Below are 18,350 nucleotides of genomic sequence, written 5' to 3'. Positions count from 1 at the left end.
GCTCAGAACTTCAGACCGGCTTCGCGGGCGGCGTCCGCCAGGGCGGCGATGCGCCCGGCGTACTGGTTGCCACCACGGTCGAATACGACAGCCTCGACGCCCGCGGCCTTGGCACGCTCGGCGACGAGCGCGCCGACCTGCTTGGCCTGGGCCGACTTGTCACCCTCGCCACCACGGATCGAGGTGTCCAGGGTGGACGCCGACGCAAGGGTGTGACCCTTGAGGTCGTCGATCACCTGGGCCACGATGTGGCGGTTGGAGCGGGTAACGACCAGGCGGGGACGCTCGGCCGTGCCACCGATCCGCTTGCGGATCCGGATGTGACGGCGCTTGATCGCGGCGCGCTTGTAGGCGTCGCCCTTCAGGATCTTCTGTCCGTATGCCATGGCTTACTTACCCGCCTTTCCGACCTTGCGGCGGATGACTTCGCCCTCGTACTTGACGCCCTTGGCCTTGTACGGGTCGGGCTTGCGCAGCTTGCGGATGTTGGCCGCAACCTCGCCGACCTTCTGCTTGTCGATGCCCTCGACCTGGAAGCGGGTCGGGGTCTCCACCTTGAAGGTGATTCCCTCGGGCGCCTCGACCGTGATCGGGTGGCTGTAGCCGAGCGCGAACTCGAGGTTCGAGCCCTTGGCCGTGACGCGGTAACCGACACCGCTGATCTCGAGCTTCTTCACGTAACCCTGGGTCACGCCGGTGATCATGTTCGCCACCAGCGTGCGGGACAGGCCGTGCAGGGCCTTGTTCTGACGCTCGTCGTTCGGACGGGTGACGTTGAGCACGCCGTCCTCACCCTTGACGATGTCGATCGGCGCAACCACGGTGTGGGTCAGCGAGCCCTTGGGGCCCTTGACCGAGACCGTGCGGCCATCGATGGTGACGTCCACGCCGGCGGGAACCGTGATGGGGAGCTTGCCAATACGCGACATAGCTGTTTCCTCCGTTCCCTTCCGCTACCAGACGTAGGCGAGGACTTCCCCACCCACGCCCTTCTTGCCGGCCTGCTTGTCGGTGAGGAGCCCGTGGGACGTGGAGATGATCGCCACGCCGAGGCCGCCGAGCACCTTCGGCAGGTTGGTGGACTTCGCGTAAACCCGGAGACCGGGCTTGGAAATCCGCTTGATGCCCGCGATGGAGCGCTCACGGTTGGGGCCGAACTTCAGCTCCAGGACGAGGTTCTTGCCGACCTCGGCGTCCTCGACCTTCCAGCCCGTGATGAAGCCCTCCTGCTGGAGGATCTCCGCGATGTGGGACTTGATCTTCGATGCCGGCATCGTCACGGAGTCGTGGTATGCCGAGTTCGCGTTCCGCAGACGCGTAAGCATGTCTGCGATCGGATCAGTCATGGTCATGAATTGGCCTTCGGCCTCTCTCGCCGGGGTTTCCTGGTGCGCCATCCCTCTCCCCGATCCGGGACGGGACGGGTGCGGCGCGGTGGACCTACGGCGTAGTAAGTCGTACGGGCGACAATCAGGCGCCCAACCCTCCAAGCCTAAGCCATGGAGAGGTGGGCACCTGACACGCCCAGTGCTTACCGAGAGCCCTTGGAATCCCTAGATTTGGGGGATTACCAGGAGCTCTTGGTCACGCCCGGCAGCTCGCCACGGTGAGCCATCTCACGAAGGCACACGCGGCACAGGCCGAACTTGCGGTACACGGAGTGGGGACGGCCGCAGCGCTGGCAGCGCGTGTAGCCACGCACGCCGAACTTGGGCTTGCGAGCAGCCTTCGCGATGAGAGCCTTCTTCGCCATCTCGCTCACGCCTCCTTGAAGGGGAAGCCGAGGTGACGAAGGAGCGCACGGCCCTCAGCGTCGTTGGTCGCCGTGGTCACCACGGTGATGTCCATACCCCGGGTGCGGTCGATCTTGTCCTGGTCGATCTCGTGGAACATGACCTGCTCCGTGAGACCGAAGGTGTAGTTGCCACGGCCGTCGAACTGCTTGGGGGACAGGCCGCGGAAGTCGCGGATGCGCGGCAGCGCGAGCGACAGGGTGCGGTCCAGGAACTCCCACATGCGGTCGCCACGGAGCGTGACGTGGGCACCGATCGGCTGGCCCTCACGCAGCTTGAACTGCGCGATGGACTTGCGGGCCTTGGTGACCTGCGGCTTCTGGCCGGTGATCGTGGTGAGGTCGCGGATGGCGCCGTCGATCAGCTTGGAGTCGCGGGCGGCGTCGCCCACACCCATGTTGACCACGATCTTCACGAGGCCGGGGATCTGCATGACGTTCTCGTACTTGAACTCGTCACGCAGCTTGCCCGCGATCTCCTCGCGGTACTTCGTCTTGAGACGCGGGGTGGTGGTGGTAGCCATCAGATGTCCTCACCCGTCCGCTTGGCAACGCGGATCTTGTTGCCCTCGTCGTCGAAGCGGTAACCGACACGCGTGACGACCTTGTTGCCGTCCTTCTCCACGACCAGCTGAACGTTGGAAACGTGGATCGGGGCCTCGGTGGTCACGATGCCGCCGGCCTGGGAACCGCGAGCGGTCGGGCCGGCCTTCGTGTGCTTCTTGACCCGGTTGACACCCTCGACCAGGACACGGTCCTCGCGGGGGAAGGCCGCGATGACCTTGCCCTGCTTGCCCTTGTCCTTACCGGTGATGACCTGGACCAGGTCGCCCTTCTTGATCTTCATGCTTACAGCACCTCCGGCGCGAGCGAGATGATCTTCATGAACTTCTTCTCGCGCAGCTCACGGCCGACAGGGCCGAAGATACGGGTGCCACGAGGGTCGCCGTCGTTCTTCAGAATGACGGCGGCGTTCTCGTCGAAGCGGATGTACGAGCCGTCCGGACGGCGGCGCTCCTTGACGGTGCGAACGATGACGGCCTTGACGACGTCACCCTTCTTCACGTTGCCGCCGGGGATCGCGTCCTTGACGGTGGCGACGATGACGTCACCGATGCCCGCGTAGCGGCGACCGGAGCCACCGAGCACACGGATGCAAAGGATCTCCTTCGCACCAGTGTTGTCGGCGACACGCAGTCGCGACTCCTGCTGGATCACGTCTATCTCCTGGTTGTCTGCCGGTTCCCGGGGCGGTTCGCACAGCGGCGGACCGCCCCGAGCCTGGCGGAACTATTCCTAGGGGGTCCCCCTAGGAGGGATTACTTGGCCTTCTCGAGGATCTCGACGACGCGCCAGCGCTTCGTCGCCGACAGCGGCCGGGTCTCCGCGAGGAGGACACGGTCGCCGACGCCCGCAGCGTTCTGCTCGTCGTGGGCCTTGAGCTTGTTCGTACGGCGGATGACCTTGCCGTACAGCGCGTGCTTGACACGGTCCTCGACGGCGACGACGACGGTCTTGTCCATCTTGTCGCTGACGACGAGACCCTCACGGGTCTTGCGGAAACCGCGCGCCTCGGTGTTCTCAGTCACGTTGCTCTCGCTCATCAGGCGTTCTCCACCGTCTCGATGCCCAGCTCGCGCTCACGCATGAGGGTGTAGATCCGCGCGATGTCCTTACGGACGGCCTTGAGCCGACCGTGGTTCTCGAGCTGACCCGTCGCCGCCTGGAAGCGGAGGTTGAACAGCTCTTCCTTGGCCTCGCGGAGCTTCGCAAGAAGCTCCTCGTTGCCCAGCTCGCGCAGCTCGGACGCCTTGGTACCGGCCGACATCACGCTTCACCTGCCTCGCGCTTGACGATCCGGCACTTCATCGGCAGCTTGTGGGCTGCGCGAGTGAGGGCCTCACGGGCGATCTTCTCGTTGGGGTAGGACAGCTCGAACATGACCCGACCCGGGTGCACGTTCGCGATCCACCACTCCGGAGAACCCTTACCGGAACCCATGCGGGTCTCGGCAGGCTTCTTCGTCAGGGGACGGTCCGGGTAGATGTTGATCCAGACCTTGCCGCCACGCTTGATGTGGCGGGTCATGGCGATACGGGCCGCCTCGATCTGGCGGTTGGTCACGTACGCCGGCGTGAGGGCCTGAATGCCGTACTCGCCGAACGCGACCGTCGTACCGCCCTTGGCCTGACCACGGCGCTTCGGGTGGTGCTGCTTGCGGTGCTTGACCCTACGGGGGATCAGCATGTCGGTCAGGCCTCCGTTCCGGTGCTCTCAGCCGGAGCGGCGGCGGGAGCGTCGGCCTTGGGGGCCTCGGCAGCCGGAGCCGTCTGCGGCTTACGACCGCGACCGCCACGCTCGCCACCGCGGCCACCACGGCCGGCCGGGCGGTCAGCGCCGCCACGGGCCGGGCGGTTGCCCGCGCGGGCAGCAGCGTTCTCGGCGCGGACCTCGGCGATGTTCTTGACGTCGCCCTTGTAGATCCAGACCTTCACACCGATGCGGCCGAAGGTCGTCTTGGCCTCGAAGAAGCCGTAGTCCACGTTCGCGCGGAGCGTGTGCAGGGGCACACGGCCCTCGCGGTAGAACTCCGAGCGGGACATCTCGGCGCCACCGAGGCGGCCACCGCACTGGATCTTGATGCCCTTGGCGCCGGCCTTCATGGCGGACTGCATGCTCTTGCGCATGGCCCGACGGAAGGAGACGCGGGAGGAGAGCTGCTCGGCGACGGCCTGGGCAACCAGCTGAGCGTCGGTCTCGGGGTTCTTGACCTCGAGGATGTTCAGCTGGACCTGCTTGCCCGTGAGCTTCTCGAGGTCGCCGCGGATGCGGTCGGCCTCGGCGCCACGGCGGCCGATGACGATGCCCGGACGAGCGGTGTGGATGTCCACACGCACGCGGTCACGGGTGCGCTCGATCTCAACCTTCGAGATGCCGGCGCGCTCCATGCCGGACGTCATCATCCGACGGATGGCGACGTCTTCCTTGACGTAGTCCTTGTACAGCTTGTCGGCGTACCAACGCGACTTGAAGTCGGTCGTGACACCGAGCCGGAACCCGTGCGGGTTTACCTTCTGGCCCATTACCGGGTTCCTTCCTTGCTGCTGACGACCACGGTGATGTGGCTGGTCCGCTTGCGGATCCGGTAGGCGCGGCCCTGGGCACGCGGACGGAACCGCTTCAGGGTCGGGCCCTCGTCGACGTACGCCTCGGAGATGTAGAGGCTGTCGGCGTCAGTGTGGTCGTAGTTGTGCGCGGCGTTGGCAATGGCGCTGTCCAGCACCTTGCCGACCGGCACGCTCGCGGCCTGCGGGGCGAAACGCAGGACCGCCTGAGCCTCCGTGGCATCCATGCCACGGATAAGGTCCACCACGCGGCGGGCCTTCATGGGCGTGACGCGGATGTACCGCGCCTGGGCCCTGGCTTCCATGGTTGTCCTTCCAGTGTCTGTCATGGTCAATCCACCCCGCTACTAGCGGCGCTTCGACTTCCGGTCGTCCTTGACGTGACCCCGGAAGGTGCGCGTCGGCGAGAACTCGCCGAGCTTGTGGCCGACCATCGACTCGGTGACAAACACCGGGATGTGGGTCTTGCCGTTGTGCACCGCGATCGTGTGGCCGAGCATGGCCGGGATGATCATCGAGCGACGGGACCAGGTCTTGATGACGTTCTTGGTGCCGGCTTCGTTCTGTACGTCCACCTTCTTGATCAGGTGGTCGTCGACGAAGGGCCCCTTCTTGAGACTGCGCGGCATCTAAACCCGCTCCTAGCGCTTCTTGTTCGTCTTGCGGCGGCGGACGATGTACTTGTTCGAAGCCTTCTTCGGCGAACGAGTACGACCCTCCTTCTGACCCCACGGCGAGACCGGGTGACGACCACCGGAGGTCTTGCCTTCACCACCACCGTGCGGGTGGTCAACCGGGTTCATCGCCACACCGCGGACGGTCGGGCGGACGCCCAGCCAGCGCTTGCGGCCGGCCTTGCCCCAGTTGATGTTGCTCTGCTCGGCGTTGCCGACCTCGCCGACCGTGGCGCGGCAGCGCTGGTCGACCAGGCGGATCTCACCGGAGGGCATGCGGAGGTGGGCCATGGTGCCCTCCTTCGCGAGCAGCTGCACCGAGGCACCGGCGGAGCGGGCGAACTTGGCGCCGCCACCGGGACGGATCTCGATCGCGTGGATCGTGGTACCGACCGGGATGTTGCGGAGCGCCAGGTTGTTGCCCGGCTTGATGTCGGCCCCGGGACCGTTCTCGACGCGGTCACCCTGCTGCAGGTTGCGCGGGGCGAGGATGTAGCGCTTCTCGCCGTCGGCGTAGTGCAGCAGCGCGATGCGCGCGGTGCGGTTGGGGTCGTACTCGATGTGCGCGACCTTCGCCGGCACGCCGTCCTTGTCGTGACGACGGAAGTCGATCACGCGGTAGGCGCGCTTGTGTCCGCCACCCTGGTGGCGAACGGTCACACGACCGGCGTTGTTACGGCCGCCCTTGCTGTGCAGCGGGCGGACCAGCGACTTCTCCGGCGTGGACCGCGTGACCTCGACGAAGTCGGCGACGCTGGAGCCACGACGGCCCGGCGTAGTCGGCTTGTACTTGCGGATTCCCATTTCTCAGTCCTCGTCCGATATCGGACGATCCGACCCGCTTACGCGGTCGGACCGCCGAAGATGTCGATACGGTCGCCCTCGGCGAGGGTCACGATCGCGCGCTTGGTGTCAGCACGCTTACCGAAACCGCTCTTGGTGCGCTTGCGCTTGCCCTGGCGGTTGATCGTGTTGACCCCGGTGACCTTGACCGAGAAGACCGCCTGGACGGCCTCCTTGATCTGGGTCTTGTTGGAGCCCGGCGCCACGACGAAGGTGTACTTGCCCTCGTCGAGCAGCGCGTAGCTCTTCTCCGAGACGACCGGCTTGAGGAGCACGTCACGGGGGTCCGTGAAGGACTTGCTCAGCGGCGTCTCGACGGTGTTCTTGCCCTCGGTGGCGTGGCGCTTCGCCTTGGCGACGCGCGCGGCCTTGGCGGCCTTGGCGGCCTTCGAGGCGATGCTCGGGTGACGCGTAGCCATCAGGCTTCGCTCCCTTCGGTGTCAGCGGCCTTGGGGCCAGACACGAAGGACTCGAACGCGGCCTGGGTGAAGACCACGTCGTCCGAGACGAGAACGTCGTACGTGTTCAGCTGGCCCGGCTCCAGGATGTGGACCTGGGGCAGGTTGCGGGCGGACAGCCACGCGGCCTCGTCGGTGCGCTCGGCGACCAGGAGCAGGTTCTTGCGCTCCGAGATCTTGCCGAACAGCGTCTTCGCGGCCTTGGTGGAGATGTCGCCGTCGACCACGCCGGAGACGACGTGGATACGGTTGTGGCGCGCCCGGTCGGTGAGGGCGTGGCGCAGGGCCGCGGCCTTCATCTTCTTGGGGGTGCGCTGCGAGTAGTCGCGCGGCACGGGACCGTGCACGACGCCACCACCGGCGAACTGCGGCGCGCGGGTCGAGCCCTGACGGGCGCGACCGGTGCCCTTCTGGCGGTAAGGCTTCTTGCCACCGCCGCGGACCTCGCCACGCGTCTTGGTCTTGTGGGTGCCCTGGCGGGCAGCGGCCAGCTGCGCGACGACGACCTGGTGGATCAGCGGGATGCTGATCTTCTCCACGTCGAAGATCTCCGCGGGGAGCTCGACCGTACCGGCCTTGTCGCCGGCAGGCGACAGGATGTCAACAGTGCTCATCGGTTACCTCAGGCCCCCTTGGCCGCGGTGCGGACCAGGACGAGGCCGCCGTTCGGACCGGGAACCGCGCCCTTGATGAGCAGCAGACCCTTCTCCGCGTCAACGGCGTGGACGGTCAGGTTCTGGGTGGTGACCCGCTCGTTGCCCATGCGGCCCGCCATGCGGAGGCCCTTGAACACACGGCCCGGGGTGGCGCAGCCACCGATGGAACCGGGGGAGCGGTGCTTGCGCTGGGTGCCGTGACCGGCGCCGAGGCCCTTGAAGTTGTGACGCTTCATGACACCGGCGAAGCCCTTGCCCTTGCTCTTGCCGGTCACGTCCACCTTGATGCCGGCCTCGAACACCTCAGCGGTGATCTCCTGGCCGAGGGTGTACTCGCTGGCGTCAGCGGTACGGATCTCGACGAGGTGGCGACGGGGGGTGACGTCGGCCTTCGCGAAGTGGCCCTTGAGGGGCTTGTTCACCTTGCGCGGGTCGATCTCGCCGAACGCGATCTGGACGGACTCGTAGCCGTCGACGTCGTTCGTGCGGACCTGGGTGACGACGTTGGGGCCGGCCTTGACGACGGTGACCGGAACAACACGGTTGTTCTCGTCCCACACCTGCGTCATGCCGAGCTTCTCGCCCAGGATGCCCTTGATCTGCTTAGCCATTCTCAGATCACCGATCCCTAGAGCTTGATCTCGATGTCGACACCGGCCGGGAGGTCGAGTCGCATCAGAGAGTCAACGGTCTTGGGCGTGGGGTCGAGGATGTCGATGAGGCGCTTGTGCGTGCGCATCTCGAAGTGCTCGCGAGAGTCCTTGTACTTGTGCGGCGACTTGATGACGCAGTACACGTTCTTCTCAGTGGGCAGCGGCACCGGGCCCGCGACCGACGCACCAGTGCGGGTCACCGTCTCGACGATCTTCTTCGCCGAGGAGTCGATGACCTCGTGGTCGTAGGCCTTGAGCCGGATGCGGATCTTCTGTCCCGCCATGGCTACTCAGTAGTCCTTTGTCTCGATATAACGCTCTGGTACCCGAGGGTTCGCATCCTGGCCTCCGACCCACGCGGTCGGGTGTGTCGCGCTCCTGGCGACAGGGATGTCCATACATGGATTCCCCACCAGGGACGCGGCTCCGCCCGAAAGCGACCGCAGGACCGGGGGTGAGAACACCCACCGGGCGCCTGGTCCGCACCCCGCTGACACTTCCCGGAAGATTCCCGTACGTCCGCCCCAGCGCTGCCTCGCGGCAGATTGGGCGACGAGTACTGTGGGACTCGCTTCCGGTCCCCCCGACGGGAGGCGCGCAGCATCGGCACTCGACCGAGCAACTCCGACAGTCTGCCATAAGGGACGGGGCCCTGGCCAATCGAGCCGGAGAGAATACCCCCGAAGTGACGCAGGTCAAACACCGGCCGAGCCAGTGGCGGGGATCCGGGGCGTCCCCGTCGGTCCTGCGATCACCCGGTCGCCGGGAGTGACCGCTCCCGCAGCGGTGACGAGAGCCGCGAGGGCCTCGCCCGGCACGGTCCCCCTCCGCACGGCCGAGCCACGCGACTGCCGCCTCCACGCACGGTGGGCACACCGAACACGCCAGGGACAGAGGGCAGTTGGCGCGGCGGACGGACGGCTGGGTATCGGGCCGGCGGCCGTGAACCCGTTCGAGGGCTACGGGTAACAACGGGCGTATCCGACCGACGGCAGACACGGAGACCGCGTGAACAGCCCCCCTGACAGACATGACGAGGACGCCTCCGTCATCGCCGACTCCCTGACCCGGCCCGAGGTCTTCGGGGAGCTCTACCACCGGCACGCGGCGCTGATCCACCGGTACGCGGCCCGCCGGCTGGGCGAGGACGCGGCCGAGGACATCACCGCCGAGACCTTCCTGGCCGCGTTCCGCACCCGCGGGCGCTACGACGTCTCGCGCGCCAGTGCCCGCCCCTGGCTGTACGGGATCGCCGCCAACCTCATCGGCAAGCAGCGCCGTAACGAGGTACGGGCGCTCAGGGCCCTGGCCCGCACGGGACACGACCCCGTGGCCCACTCCTGGACCGACCGCAGCGACAGCCGCGTCACCGCCGAGGCCGCGCAGGGCCGGCTGGCCGGCGCGCTCGCCGACCTCTCCCGGGGCGACCGGGACGTCCTGCTGCTGGTCGCCTGGGCGGACCTCGGCTACCAGGAGGTCGCCGAGGCGCTGTCCATCCCGGTGGGCACGGTGCGCTCCCGCCTCAACCGGGCGCGCCGGAAGGTCCGCCTGGCCCTCGGTGACGTGGACCCCACGTTCGTACCCGACTCCCGGGAGGTGATCGGCCATGGCTGAACCGGCGATGGAGGAGATGACAGCGGTACGACGGCTGCGCGACGACGCTCCCGTGCCCGACCACGCCCGGCTCACCCCGGCCCGCCAGCGGCTCCTGGACGAGATCGCCCGCCCCCGGCGCGGCCACGGCGGCTGGCGGCTCAAGGCGCTCGGCGCGGTCGCGGCGGTGGTGGCCGTGGCCCTGCTGTCCACGCTGACGCTGTGGGGGCAGCACACGGCACCGGTCGAGCCGACGGCACCGATCGGGCCCCACCAGTGGGTGTACCTGGAGTACCGGTACACCCACTGGCATTGCCCATCGCTCATGAGCGGGACGGGGTACGGCGAGGTCGCCGGGTTCTATCTGGATCCCGGGAAAAAGCCGTGCTCCGAGGAACCGGCCACGACCTACGACAACGAGCAGTGGCAGCGCTACGACGGCGAGAGGCAGGCTTCCGGGGGACCGGACGGCACCGGCGTGAACGTATACGGCCCTCGCGGGGACTACCTCTCGCCGAAGGCCGCCGACGCGCTGCTGGCGGACCTGCCCGACGACCCCGCCGACGCACTGCGGCTGATCCGCAAGCGGTCCGTCCCCGACCGCTCCGTCGACAAGGAGAAGCAGACCCAGGCCCAACGCGACTTCCACCAGGTCGTCGAGGTTCTCTCCTGGGCCTCGGCCGTCCCTGCCGACAAGGCCCGCACGATCCGTCGCGTCCTCACCGGACTCGCCGGAGCCATCGAGCCCGTCGGCACGACAGACGACGCGGGGCGCAAGGTCCTGGCGTTCGGCGTGGACGGCAACTTCCGCGACTACGCGTGGGAGCGCAACAACATGCAGGTACTGCTCGACCCGGAGACCCTCGCCTACCGAGGTGTCCGCTGGGTGGCCGCACTGGACTACTACGCGGGCGGCAAGGCCTCCGGCGGCCCGTTCGTCCCGAAGGGCACGGTCGTCGGCACGAGCACCCGTCTCCGCACCGTCGTCGTCGACGAGGCGGGCGAGCGCGGCTGAAGGTCAGGCCTGGGCCGCGTAGGCGACGAACGCGGTCCAGGCCTCGGGGGCCATCGCCAGCCGGGCACCGCCCGGGTTCTTGGAGTCGCGGATGTGGATCCGGGTGGGGGTGGGGGCTATCTCGACGCAGTCACTGGGGTTACTGCTGTCGCTGTAGCTGCTCTTCACCCACTTCAGCCCGGAGGTTTCGTCGACCGAGGTTCCGTGCGTCATGTCTCTCCCAGCACTCGCTCGATGAAGGCCAGCGACTCCCCCGGCGAGAGAGCTTGAGCCCTGATGATGCCGTACCTCAATTCGAGAATCCGGATGTGCCTCGGGTCGGAGACCGGGCGCCCGTTGAATTCGTCGTCGGTTCGCCCCGCTGCCGTGCCGTCTCCGAACTTCAGCACTTGGATCCGCCCAGCCGCACCAGGGTGGTCGGCGCGCGCAGTGGGCATCACCTGGAACTCGACCTGCGCCAACTCTGCCATTTCCAGCAGGCGTTCGAGCTGGCGACGGTGCACCATTGTGCCTCCGACGGGCCGTCGCAGAGTCACCTCTTCCTGCACAAAACTGAGCTCCGGAACGGGTGACCGGGAGAAAATGGACCGCCTGGCCATACGCGCGGCCACTGCTCGCTCCAATTCATCCTGAGACAGCGTTGGTCGCCACGTCCCGAAGAGCGCCCGCGCGTACTCCTCTGTCTGCAACAACCCATGAATGTTGTGGTTGCTGTAAAGCAGCAGCTCGACCGCCCGCTCCTCCAGCATCTTCAGCTCGCGCACCTTCTTCGGGTACCGGGCCTTCTCCATGTCCTCCTTGAAGGCCCTGAGGCGTCCGCCGGCGTTCAGGACCTCGTCCGCGCGGTCCAGGAAGTCCGCCCGGGGGATCCGCGCCCCGCGCTCCACCTTCCGGACCAGGTCCTCCCCGTAACCGATCGCCCGCCCGAACTCGACCACCCGCATCCCGGCCGCCTCCCGCCAGAGCCTGATCTGGCGGCCGGTCGCCTCGACCACCGGGGCGATCTCGTCCTCCGGGCCGACATCCCACCCCGGTTCGTCCGCGCTCTCGCTGCTCATACCCACCCACCTCCAACGCCCACGGTTCCCGTACGACACCCGGGACAGCCGGGACAGATCAGGACAGCGACCGGACAGTCCCGGTACGCACCGGCGTCATCGCAGCTCACAGTAGGCAGGGTCGGACACGCTGAGTGACGTGAATCAGGAAACCGCCGGGCCGGAGGCCCAACGCGTCGAACCCGTCCGCAACTTCAGCGTGCCGCTGTCCCCCACGCCACGCGGTGCCCGTCTGGCCCGGCTGCTCGCCACCGAACAACTCCGCTCCTGGGGACTGCCGTCGAGTCCGGCAGACCTGATCGTCGCGGAGCTGGCGAACAACGCGGCGACGCACGGACGCGTGCCAGGACGCGACTTCCGCCTCACGCTGTACGTCGTCGGGGGCATCCTCCGCATCGAGGTCACCGACACCCGCGACGACCGTCGGCCGCGGCTCCGACACCCTTCGGTGGAAGCCGAGTCGGGGCGGGGACTGCTCCTGGTGGACGCCCTGGCCGACCGCTGGGGCAGCACCTCCGGGCCACGCCCGCGCAAGATCGTCTGGGCTGAACTGAGGCTCCCGGCTTCCGCTTCCTCTCCGTGACGAGGGCTTGTCACCGCACCGGGCCGGTTCCATGATCCGAACCATGTACAGACGAAGACGCCTGGCGGGCACGTTCCTCGGAGCGGCTCTCGCCACCGCCGTACTGCCCGGAATCTCCCTCGTCCTCGACGACCCGCCCTGGGAACTGGTCCTGAGCGTGGCCGTCTTCCTCGTCGTGAACCAGCTGATCTCCAGCTATCCGAGCGCCGTCCGCTCCGCTCCCCCGGTCGCGCTGCTCGCCCTCACCGCGGTCGGCATCGTCCAGGACACGCTGATCTGGCTGCTCGTCTCCTGGATCGGCTCCCAGATGGACTTCGGCGTCCACGTCGGCGGCTTCCTGGCGGCCCTGGCGGGCGGCGCCGTCATGCGGCTGACGGTCCTCGCCGTCATGGCGGTCGGCCCGCAGCCCGTTCCCGAGACCGCCTGAACCGGCGCAGGACGCGGGAAGGGCCCGTACGAACGACGTCGTACGAGCCCTTCCCGGAGTCCGGACCGGTCAGATCACGCCCTGCTCCAGCATCGCGTCGGCGACCCGCTCGAAGCCGGCGATGTTGGCGCCGCTGACGTAGTCGCCGGGGACGCCGTAGCGTTCGGCGGTCTCGTGGCAGACGTCGTGGATGTTGTTCATGATGCCGGTCAGCTCCTCCTCGACCCGCTCCCGCGACCACGAGGTACGGGCGTGGTTCTGGCTCATCTCCAGCGCGCTGACCGCGACACCGCCCGCGTTGGCCGCCTTGCCGGGGCCGAAGGCGACGCCCGCCTGCTGGAAGAGGTGCACGGCCTCGGGGGTGGTGGGCATGTTGGCGCCCTCGGAGACCGCCTTGACGCCGTTGCCGATCAGGGTGGCCGCCGCGGCCGCGTCCAGCTCGTTCTGGGTGGCCGAGGGCAGCGCGACATCGCCGGGCACGTCCCAGACGCTGCCGTTCGCGACGAACCGCGCCGACGCGCCGCGCCGGGCCGCGTAGTCGGAGACGCGGCCGCGCTCGACCTCCTTGACCTGCTTGAGCAGTTCGACGTCGATGCCCTTCTCGTCGACGACATAGCCGCCGGAGTCGGAGCAGGTCACCGCGTTCGCGCCGAGAGCGGCGAGCTTCTCGATGGTGTAGATGGCGACGTTGCCGGAGCCGGAGACGACCGCGGTGCGGCCCTCCAGGTCCTCGCCGCGCTCGCGCAGCATGGCGGCGGCGAACAGGACGCTGCCGTAACCGGTGGCCTCGGGCCGGATCAGCGAACCGCCCCAGTGCGTGCCCTTGCCGGTGAGGACACCGGCCTCCCAGCGGTTGGTGATGCGCCGGTACTGGCCGAACATGTAGCCGATCTCGCGGCCGCCCACGCCGATGTCACCCGCCGGCACGTCCGTGTGCTCACCGATGTGCCGGTACAGCTCCGTCATGAACGACTGGCAGAACCGCATGACCTCGGCGTTCGACTTCCCGTGCGGGTCGAAGTCGCTGCCGCCCTTGCCGCCGCCGATGCCGAGACCGGTCAGGGCGTTCTTGAAGATCTGCTCGAAGCCGAGGAACTTCACGATGCCCAGGTTCACCGACGGGTGGAAGCGCAGGCCGCCCTTGTACGGGCCGAGCGCGCTGTTGAACTCCACCCGGTAGCCCCGGTTGACGTGGACCTTGCCGTGGTCGTCCGTCCACGGGACACGGAAGATGATCTGCCGCTCGGGCTCCACCAGGCGTTCGACGAGAGCCGCGTCCGCGTACTCCGGGCGCTGCGCGAGGACCGGGGCCAGGGTTTCGAGCACCTCGTGCGCGGCCTGGTGGAACTCGGGCTGCGCCGGATTGCGCCGCTCGACGTCGGCGAGCAAGGACGCGATACGGCTCTTCGGGTCAGGACGGGTCACCTGGGGTCCCTTCTGAGGGGGTGGCCGGAACGGTGGACCGGGATGGTCCGACCGGGTGGGTTTCCGGCGGCATCGGCATAGGGGCCAGGGCGCACCCGGGCAGGAGTGGGCGCCTGGAACCCCGGGAATCCGGTACGACCGGCGGGGGTGCGTGCGCTCGGCGCCGTTGCCGGTGCGCAGACCTGCGGATCCCCCGCCCGAGGGCGGAAGACCGCCCCCACAGTGTTACTCCTGAATTTCATTCGCGTTACGTGATTCCGCAGACGCGACAGGAGAAGGGCACTTCACCTGCGGGGTTCGTCCGTACAAGGTAACCCCGGCCGGTCTCTGTATACGGGCTTGTCCGACCGCCGAGACAGATGACTCCACAGGGTGGGCAATACGGATGAATCCGGCTCAATGGTAACCAATCCGGAGTGATCCAAGGTCGCGACGTTCCCGGCCGGCCGTCCCCGGACATGCGAAAGGGCCCGTACGACCGAAGTCGTACGGGCCCCTTCTGGAGCTCAGCTCAGGCTGTGGCTACCGGGTCAGGCGCAAGATCACTTCGTGATCTTGATGACCTGACCGGCGCCGACCGTCCGGCCACCCTCACGGATGGCGAACTTCAGGCCCTCTTCCATGGCGATGGGCTGGATGAGCTGCACCGACATCTCGGTGTTGTCACCCGGCATGACCATCTCGGTGCCCTCGGGGAGGGTCACAACGCCCGTCACGTCCGTCGTACGGAAGTAGAACTGCGGACGGTAGTTGTTGAAGAACGGCGTGTGGCGGCCACCCTCGTCCTTGGACAGGATGTAGGCCTGCGCCTCGAACTCGGTGTGCGGGGTGACCGAGCCCGGCTTGATGATGACCTGGCCGCGCTCGACGTCCTCGCGCTTGATACCACGGAGGAGCAGACCGACGTTCTCACCGGCCTGGCCCTCGTCGAGCAGCTTGCGGAACATCTCGATACCGGTGACCGTGGTGGTGGTCTTCTCGGTCTTGATGCCGATGATGTCGACGGTCTCGTTGACCTTCAGGACACCACGCTCGATACGGCCGGTGACGACCGTACCGCGACCGGTGATCGTGAAGACGTCCTCGATGGGCATGAGGAACGGCTTGTCGACGTCACGCTCGGGCTCCGGGATGGAGGCGTCGACGGCGTCCATGAGGTCCAGAACGGTCTGGCCCCACTCCGCGTCGCCCTCGAGGGCCTTGAGCGCCGAGACCTTGACGACGGGAAGCTCGTCGCCCGGGAACTCGTACTCGGAGAGGAGCTCACGGACCTCGAGCTCGACGAGCTCCAGGATCTCCTCGTCGTCCACCATGTCGGCCTTGTTCAGGGCGACGACGATGTACGGAACGCCGACCTGGCGGGCCAGGAGCACGTGCTCCTTGGTCTGCGGCATCGGGCCGTCGGTGGCGGCGACCACGAGGATCGCGCCGTCCATCTGCGCGGCACCGGTGATCATGTTCTTGATGTAGTCCGCGTGACCCGGGCAGTCGACGTGGGCGTAGTGACGCGCCTCAGTCTGGTACTCGACGTGCGCGATGGAGATGGTGATACCGCGCTGGCGCTCTTCGGGAGCCTTGTCGATCTGGTCGAAGGCCGAGGCCTCGTTCAGGTCCGGGTACTTGTCGTGCAGCACCTTGGTAATGGCGGCCGTGAGGGTCGTCTTACCGTGGTCGATGTGACCGATGGTGCCGATGTTGACGTGCGGCTTAGTCCGCTCGAACTTCGCCTTCGCCACTGGGATCCTCCTACGGAGTGGTTCTGTACGCCTTACTCATCGGCGCCAGGTGATCTTTGCTGGTAAGCCCGGGCCCCGGGTCATCCCCCCGCGAATGCGGAGGAATGACCCGTGAGGCTCAGGAGTCAAGCCTAAAGCGTGTGAACGGAGTGCGTTACTCGCCCTTGGCCTTCGCGATGATCTCCTCGGCGACGTTCCGCGGAACCTCGGCGTAGGAGTCGAACTGCATCGAGTAGCTTGCGCGACCCGAGGTCTTGCTGCGGAGGTCGCCGACGTAGCCGAACATCTCCGAGAGCGGCACCAGACCCTTGACGATCCGGGCGCCCATGCGCTCCTCCATGGCCTGGATCTGACCACGGCGGGAGTTGATGTCGCCGATGACCTCACCCATGTAGTCCTCGGGCGTGGTGACCTCGACGGCCATCATCGGCTCAAGGAGCACGGGGGACGCCTTGCGCGCGGCCTCCTTGAAGGCCTGCGAACCGGCGATCTTGAACGCGAGCTCGGAGGAGTCGACCTCGTGGTAGCCACCGTCGATGAGGATGACGCGGACGCCAGTCATCTCGTAGCCGGCCAGGATGCCGAACTGCATGGCCTCCTGCGCACCGGCGTCGACCGAAGGGATGTACTCCTTCGGGATGCGACCACCGGTCACCTTGTTCACGAACTCGTACGAGGCGTCGCCGCCCTCGATGGGCTCGATCGCGATCTGCACCTTGGCGAACTGACCGGTACCACCGGTCTGCTTCTTGTGGGTGTAGTCCAGACGCTCGACGGCCTTGCGGATCGTCTCGCGGTACGCGACCTGCGGCTTGCCGACGTTGGCCTCGACCTTGAACTCACGGCGCATACGGTCGACCAGCACCTCGAGGTGCAGCTCGCCCATACCACCGATGATGGTCTGGCCGGTCTCCTCGTCCGAGTGAACCTGGAAGGAGGGGTCCTCCTCCGCGAGACGCTGGATGGCGACACCCAGCTTCTCCTGGTCACCCTTGGACTTGGGCTCGATGGCGACCTGAATGACCGGCGCCGGGAAGTCCATGGACTCCAGGATGACCGGGTTCTTGTCGTCGGACAGCGTCTCACCGGTGGTGGTCTGCTTCAGGCCCATGACGGCGACGATGTCGCCGGCGCCCACCGACTCGATCTCCTCACGCTTGTTCGCGTGCATGCGGTAGATCTTGCCGATGCGCTCCTTCTTGCCCTTGACCGAGTTCAGCACCGCGGTGCCGGACTCCAGACGACCGGAGTAGATCCGGACGAAGGTGAGCTTGCCCAGGTGGGGGTCGCTCATGATCTTGAAGGCGAGCGCGGACAGCGGCTCGTCGTCCGACGGCTTGCGCTTGACGACGACGTCGGCGTCCTTGACGTCGTGACCCTCGATGGCCTCGACGTCGAGCGGGGTCGGCAGGTAGCGGACGACCGCGTCGAGCAGGGGCTGGACGCCCTTGTTCTTGAACGCGGTGCCACAGAACACCGGGGTGACCGTGACGTCCTTGGACTTGCCGGACGCGATGGTGACGCGACGGATCGCGGCGTACAGCTGCTCCTCGGTGGGCTCCTGGCCCTCCAGGAACAGCTCCATGATCTCGTCGTCGTGCTCCGCGACGGTCTCGACCAGCTTGCCGCGGTACTCCTCGGCAGCCTCGGTGTGCGTGGCCGGGATGTCGACGACGTCGTACATCTCGCCCTTCGCCGCCTCGGCGGACCACACGAGCGCCTTCATGCGGACCAGGTCCACAACGCCCTTGAAGTCCATCTCGGCACCGATCGGCAGCTGCATGACGATCGGGACCGCGCCGAGGCGGTTCTCGATCATGTCGACACAGCGGTGGAACTCGGCGCCGGTGCGGTCCAGCTTGTTCACGAAGCAGATGCGCGGCACGCCGTAACGGTCGGCCTGACGCCACACCGTCTCGGACTGCGGCTCGACACCGGCGACACCGTCGAACACCGTGACGGCACCGTCGAGGACGCGGAGCGAACGCTCCACCTCGACCGTGAAGTCGACGTGCCCGGGGGTGTCGATGATGTTGATCGTGTAGTCGTTGTCCTCGAGCGGCCAGTGACAGGTGGTGGCAGCAGAGGTGATCGTGATGCCACGCTCCTGCTCCTGCTCCATCCAGTCCATGGTGGCAGCGCCGTCGTGGACCTCACCGATCTTGTAGCTGACGCCGGTGTAGAAGAGGATCCGCTCAGTGGTGGTCGTCTTGCCCGCGTCGATGTGGGCCATGATCCCGATGTTGCGGACCTTGGCCAGGTCAAGTGAAGTGGTAGCCATAAGGCTTCAGTCTTCTCTCGGTCTCGATGGG

Annotated in this window: 27 protein-coding genes; 4 read left to right on the top strand and 23 right to left on the bottom strand. The window is 67.2% G+C overall.

The genetic code is table 11. From position 1 onward, the window contains the following. Positions 1–2: 2 nt before the first annotated feature. The 18 genes from rplR to rpsJ form a co-directional block, all read right to left on the bottom strand. A complete protein-coding gene (rplR, locus tag ACZ60B_RS01130; RefSeq protein WP_152888011.1) occupies positions 3–386 on the bottom strand; it encodes a 50S ribosomal protein L18 in 384 nt (127 codons plus the stop codon). Positions 387–389: 3 nt separating this feature from the next. Further along, positions 390–929, bottom strand: coding sequence for a 50S ribosomal protein L6 (gene rplF / locus ACZ60B_RS01125; RefSeq protein WP_317444886.1), 540 nt, complete (start codon positions 927–929; stop codon positions 390–392). A gap of 24 nt (positions 930–953) precedes the next feature. Continuing rightward, positions 954–1,352, bottom strand: a complete 399-nt coding sequence (gene rpsH, locus ACZ60B_RS01120; protein WP_007384075.1) for a 30S ribosomal protein S8 — start codon at positions 1,350–1,352, stop codon at positions 954–956. Positions 1,353–1,567: 215 nt separating this feature from the next. Further along, positions 1,568–1,753: a type Z 30S ribosomal protein S14 gene (locus ACZ60B_RS01115; protein WP_003948630.1), complete on the bottom strand. Its 186-nt coding sequence runs from the start codon at positions 1,751–1,753 to the stop codon at positions 1,568–1,570. 5 nt (positions 1,754–1,758) lie between these two features. Continuing rightward, entirely contained in the window at positions 1,759–2,316 is a 558-nt protein-coding gene (gene rplE, locus ACZ60B_RS01110) for a 50S ribosomal protein L5 (RefSeq protein WP_152888007.1), read from the bottom strand. Next, the gene (gene rplX, locus ACZ60B_RS01105; protein WP_003992365.1) at positions 2,316–2,639 is read right to left on the bottom strand and encodes a 50S ribosomal protein L24; all 324 of its coding nucleotides are present in this window, start codon (positions 2,637–2,639) and stop codon (positions 2,316–2,318) included. Before rplX ends, rplE begins: the two co-directional genes overlap by 1 nt. A gap of 2 nt (positions 2,640–2,641) precedes the next feature. Beyond that, the gene (gene rplN, locus ACZ60B_RS01100) at positions 2,642–3,010 is read right to left on the bottom strand and encodes a 50S ribosomal protein L14 (protein WP_003998823.1); all 369 of its coding nucleotides are present in this window, start codon (positions 3,008–3,010) and stop codon (positions 2,642–2,644) included. Positions 3,011–3,111: 101 nt separating this feature from the next. After that, complete coding sequence (gene rpsQ, locus ACZ60B_RS01095; RefSeq protein WP_152888004.1) at positions 3,112–3,396, bottom strand: 30S ribosomal protein S17; 285 nt, start codon at positions 3,394–3,396, stop codon at positions 3,112–3,114. Further along, positions 3,396–3,620, bottom strand: coding sequence for a 50S ribosomal protein L29 (gene rpmC, locus ACZ60B_RS01090; protein ID WP_007494763.1), 225 nt, complete (start codon positions 3,618–3,620; stop codon positions 3,396–3,398). The genes rpsQ and rpmC overlap by 1 nt, the downstream gene beginning before the upstream one ends. Continuing rightward, complete coding sequence (gene rplP, locus ACZ60B_RS01085; protein WP_004927269.1) at positions 3,620–4,039, bottom strand: 50S ribosomal protein L16; 420 nt, start codon at positions 4,037–4,039, stop codon at positions 3,620–3,622. Before rplP ends, rpmC begins: the two co-directional genes overlap by 1 nt. A gap of 5 nt (positions 4,040–4,044) precedes the next feature. Next, positions 4,045–4,875: a 30S ribosomal protein S3 gene (gene rpsC, locus ACZ60B_RS01080; protein WP_152888002.1), complete on the bottom strand. Its 831-nt coding sequence runs from the start codon at positions 4,873–4,875 to the stop codon at positions 4,045–4,047. Next, positions 4,875–5,222 carry a 50S ribosomal protein L22 gene (rplV, locus tag ACZ60B_RS01075; RefSeq protein WP_019329637.1) on the bottom strand — a complete coding sequence of 116 codons (348 nt, stop codon included), beginning with the start codon at positions 5,220–5,222 and terminating at the stop codon, positions 4,875–4,877. The genes rpsC and rplV overlap by 1 nt, the downstream gene beginning before the upstream one ends. Positions 5,223–5,264: 42 nt before the next feature. Then, positions 5,265–5,546, bottom strand: coding sequence for a 30S ribosomal protein S19 (rpsS, locus tag ACZ60B_RS01070; protein WP_005481224.1), 282 nt, complete (start codon positions 5,544–5,546; stop codon positions 5,265–5,267). A 12-nt stretch (positions 5,547–5,558) separates the two neighbouring features. Next, on the bottom strand, positions 5,559–6,395 hold the full coding sequence (gene rplB / locus ACZ60B_RS01065; protein WP_030039757.1) for a 50S ribosomal protein L2: 837 nt from the start codon (positions 6,393–6,395) through the stop codon (positions 5,559–5,561). A gap of 38 nt (positions 6,396–6,433) precedes the next feature. Next, the gene (gene rplW, locus ACZ60B_RS01060; protein ID WP_152888000.1) at positions 6,434–6,853 is read right to left on the bottom strand and encodes a 50S ribosomal protein L23; all 420 of its coding nucleotides are present in this window, start codon (positions 6,851–6,853) and stop codon (positions 6,434–6,436) included. After that, positions 6,853–7,506: a 50S ribosomal protein L4 gene (gene rplD / locus ACZ60B_RS01055; protein ID WP_351602483.1), complete on the bottom strand. Its 654-nt coding sequence runs from the start codon at positions 7,504–7,506 to the stop codon at positions 6,853–6,855. The genes rplW and rplD overlap by 1 nt, the downstream gene beginning before the upstream one ends. An 8-nt stretch (positions 7,507–7,514) precedes the next feature. Beyond that, positions 7,515–8,159 (bottom strand): 50S ribosomal protein L3, encoded by a 645-nt coding sequence (gene rplC / locus ACZ60B_RS01050; protein WP_020135811.1) that lies wholly within the window; start codon positions 8,157–8,159, stop codon positions 7,515–7,517. Positions 8,160–8,176: 17 nt separating this feature from the next. Continuing rightward, positions 8,177–8,485, bottom strand: a complete 309-nt coding sequence (gene rpsJ / locus ACZ60B_RS01045) for a 30S ribosomal protein S10 (protein ID WP_003948644.1) — start codon at positions 8,483–8,485, stop codon at positions 8,177–8,179. A gap of 724 nt (positions 8,486–9,209) precedes the next feature. On the opposite strand from rpsJ, the gene ACZ60B_RS01040 reads away from it, so the two are divergent. Together ACZ60B_RS01040 and ACZ60B_RS01035 are read left to right on the top strand one after the other, a co-directional pair. Next, positions 9,210–9,815, top strand: a complete 606-nt coding sequence (locus tag ACZ60B_RS01040; RefSeq protein WP_469383147.1) for an RNA polymerase sigma factor — start codon at positions 9,210–9,212, stop codon at positions 9,813–9,815. Then, complete coding sequence (locus ACZ60B_RS01035; RefSeq protein ID WP_469383145.1) at positions 9,808–10,809, top strand: hypothetical protein; 1,002 nt, start codon at positions 9,808–9,810, stop codon at positions 10,807–10,809. The genes ACZ60B_RS01040 and ACZ60B_RS01035 overlap by 8 nt, the downstream gene beginning before the upstream one ends. Positions 10,810–10,812: 3 nt before the next feature. Here ACZ60B_RS01035 and ACZ60B_RS01030 read toward each other — a convergent pair whose 3' ends face one another. Further along, positions 10,813–11,022 carry a DUF397 domain-containing protein gene (locus ACZ60B_RS01030; protein ID WP_469383143.1) on the bottom strand — a complete coding sequence of 70 codons (210 nt, stop codon included), beginning with the start codon at positions 11,020–11,022 and terminating at the stop codon, positions 10,813–10,815. Further along, entirely contained in the window at positions 11,019–11,867 is an 849-nt protein-coding gene (locus tag ACZ60B_RS01025) for a helix-turn-helix domain-containing protein (RefSeq protein WP_469383141.1), read from the bottom strand. Before ACZ60B_RS01025 ends, ACZ60B_RS01030 begins: the two co-directional genes overlap by 4 nt. Positions 11,868–12,006: 139 nt before the next feature. Between ACZ60B_RS01025 and ACZ60B_RS01020 the strand changes: the two genes are divergently transcribed. Both ACZ60B_RS01020 and ACZ60B_RS01015 read left to right on the top strand, forming a co-directional pair. Beyond that, positions 12,007–12,450, top strand: coding sequence for an ATP-binding protein (locus ACZ60B_RS01020; protein ID WP_469383140.1), 444 nt, complete (start codon positions 12,007–12,009; stop codon positions 12,448–12,450). 43 nt (positions 12,451–12,493) lie between these two features. Then, positions 12,494–12,877, top strand: coding sequence for a hypothetical protein (locus tag ACZ60B_RS01015; protein ID WP_469383138.1), 384 nt, complete (start codon positions 12,494–12,496; stop codon positions 12,875–12,877). A 69-nt stretch (positions 12,878–12,946) separates the two neighbouring features. Here ACZ60B_RS01015 and gdhA read toward each other — a convergent pair whose 3' ends face one another. The 3 genes from gdhA to fusA form a co-directional block, all read right to left on the bottom strand. Beyond that, the gene (gene gdhA, locus ACZ60B_RS01010) at positions 12,947–14,302 is read right to left on the bottom strand and encodes an NADP-specific glutamate dehydrogenase (RefSeq protein WP_469383136.1); all 1,356 of its coding nucleotides are present in this window, start codon (positions 14,300–14,302) and stop codon (positions 12,947–12,949) included. Positions 14,303–14,844: 542 nt separating this feature from the next. Next, positions 14,845–16,038 (bottom strand): elongation factor Tu, encoded by a 1,194-nt coding sequence (gene tuf, locus ACZ60B_RS01005; protein ID WP_162468597.1) that lies wholly within the window; start codon positions 16,036–16,038, stop codon positions 14,845–14,847. A 154-nt stretch (positions 16,039–16,192) separates the two neighbouring features. Beyond that, positions 16,193–18,319: an elongation factor G gene (gene fusA / locus ACZ60B_RS01000; protein WP_469383134.1), complete on the bottom strand. Its 2,127-nt coding sequence runs from the start codon at positions 18,317–18,319 to the stop codon at positions 16,193–16,195. Between the last annotated feature and the right edge of the window lie 31 nt (positions 18,320–18,350).

It is taken from the genome of Streptomyces sp. NPDC104096, from assembly GCF_055584385.1.
The sequence above is the reverse complement of the archived record's forward strand: the minus strand, read 5'-3'. Positions and strand labels throughout refer to the sequence as shown.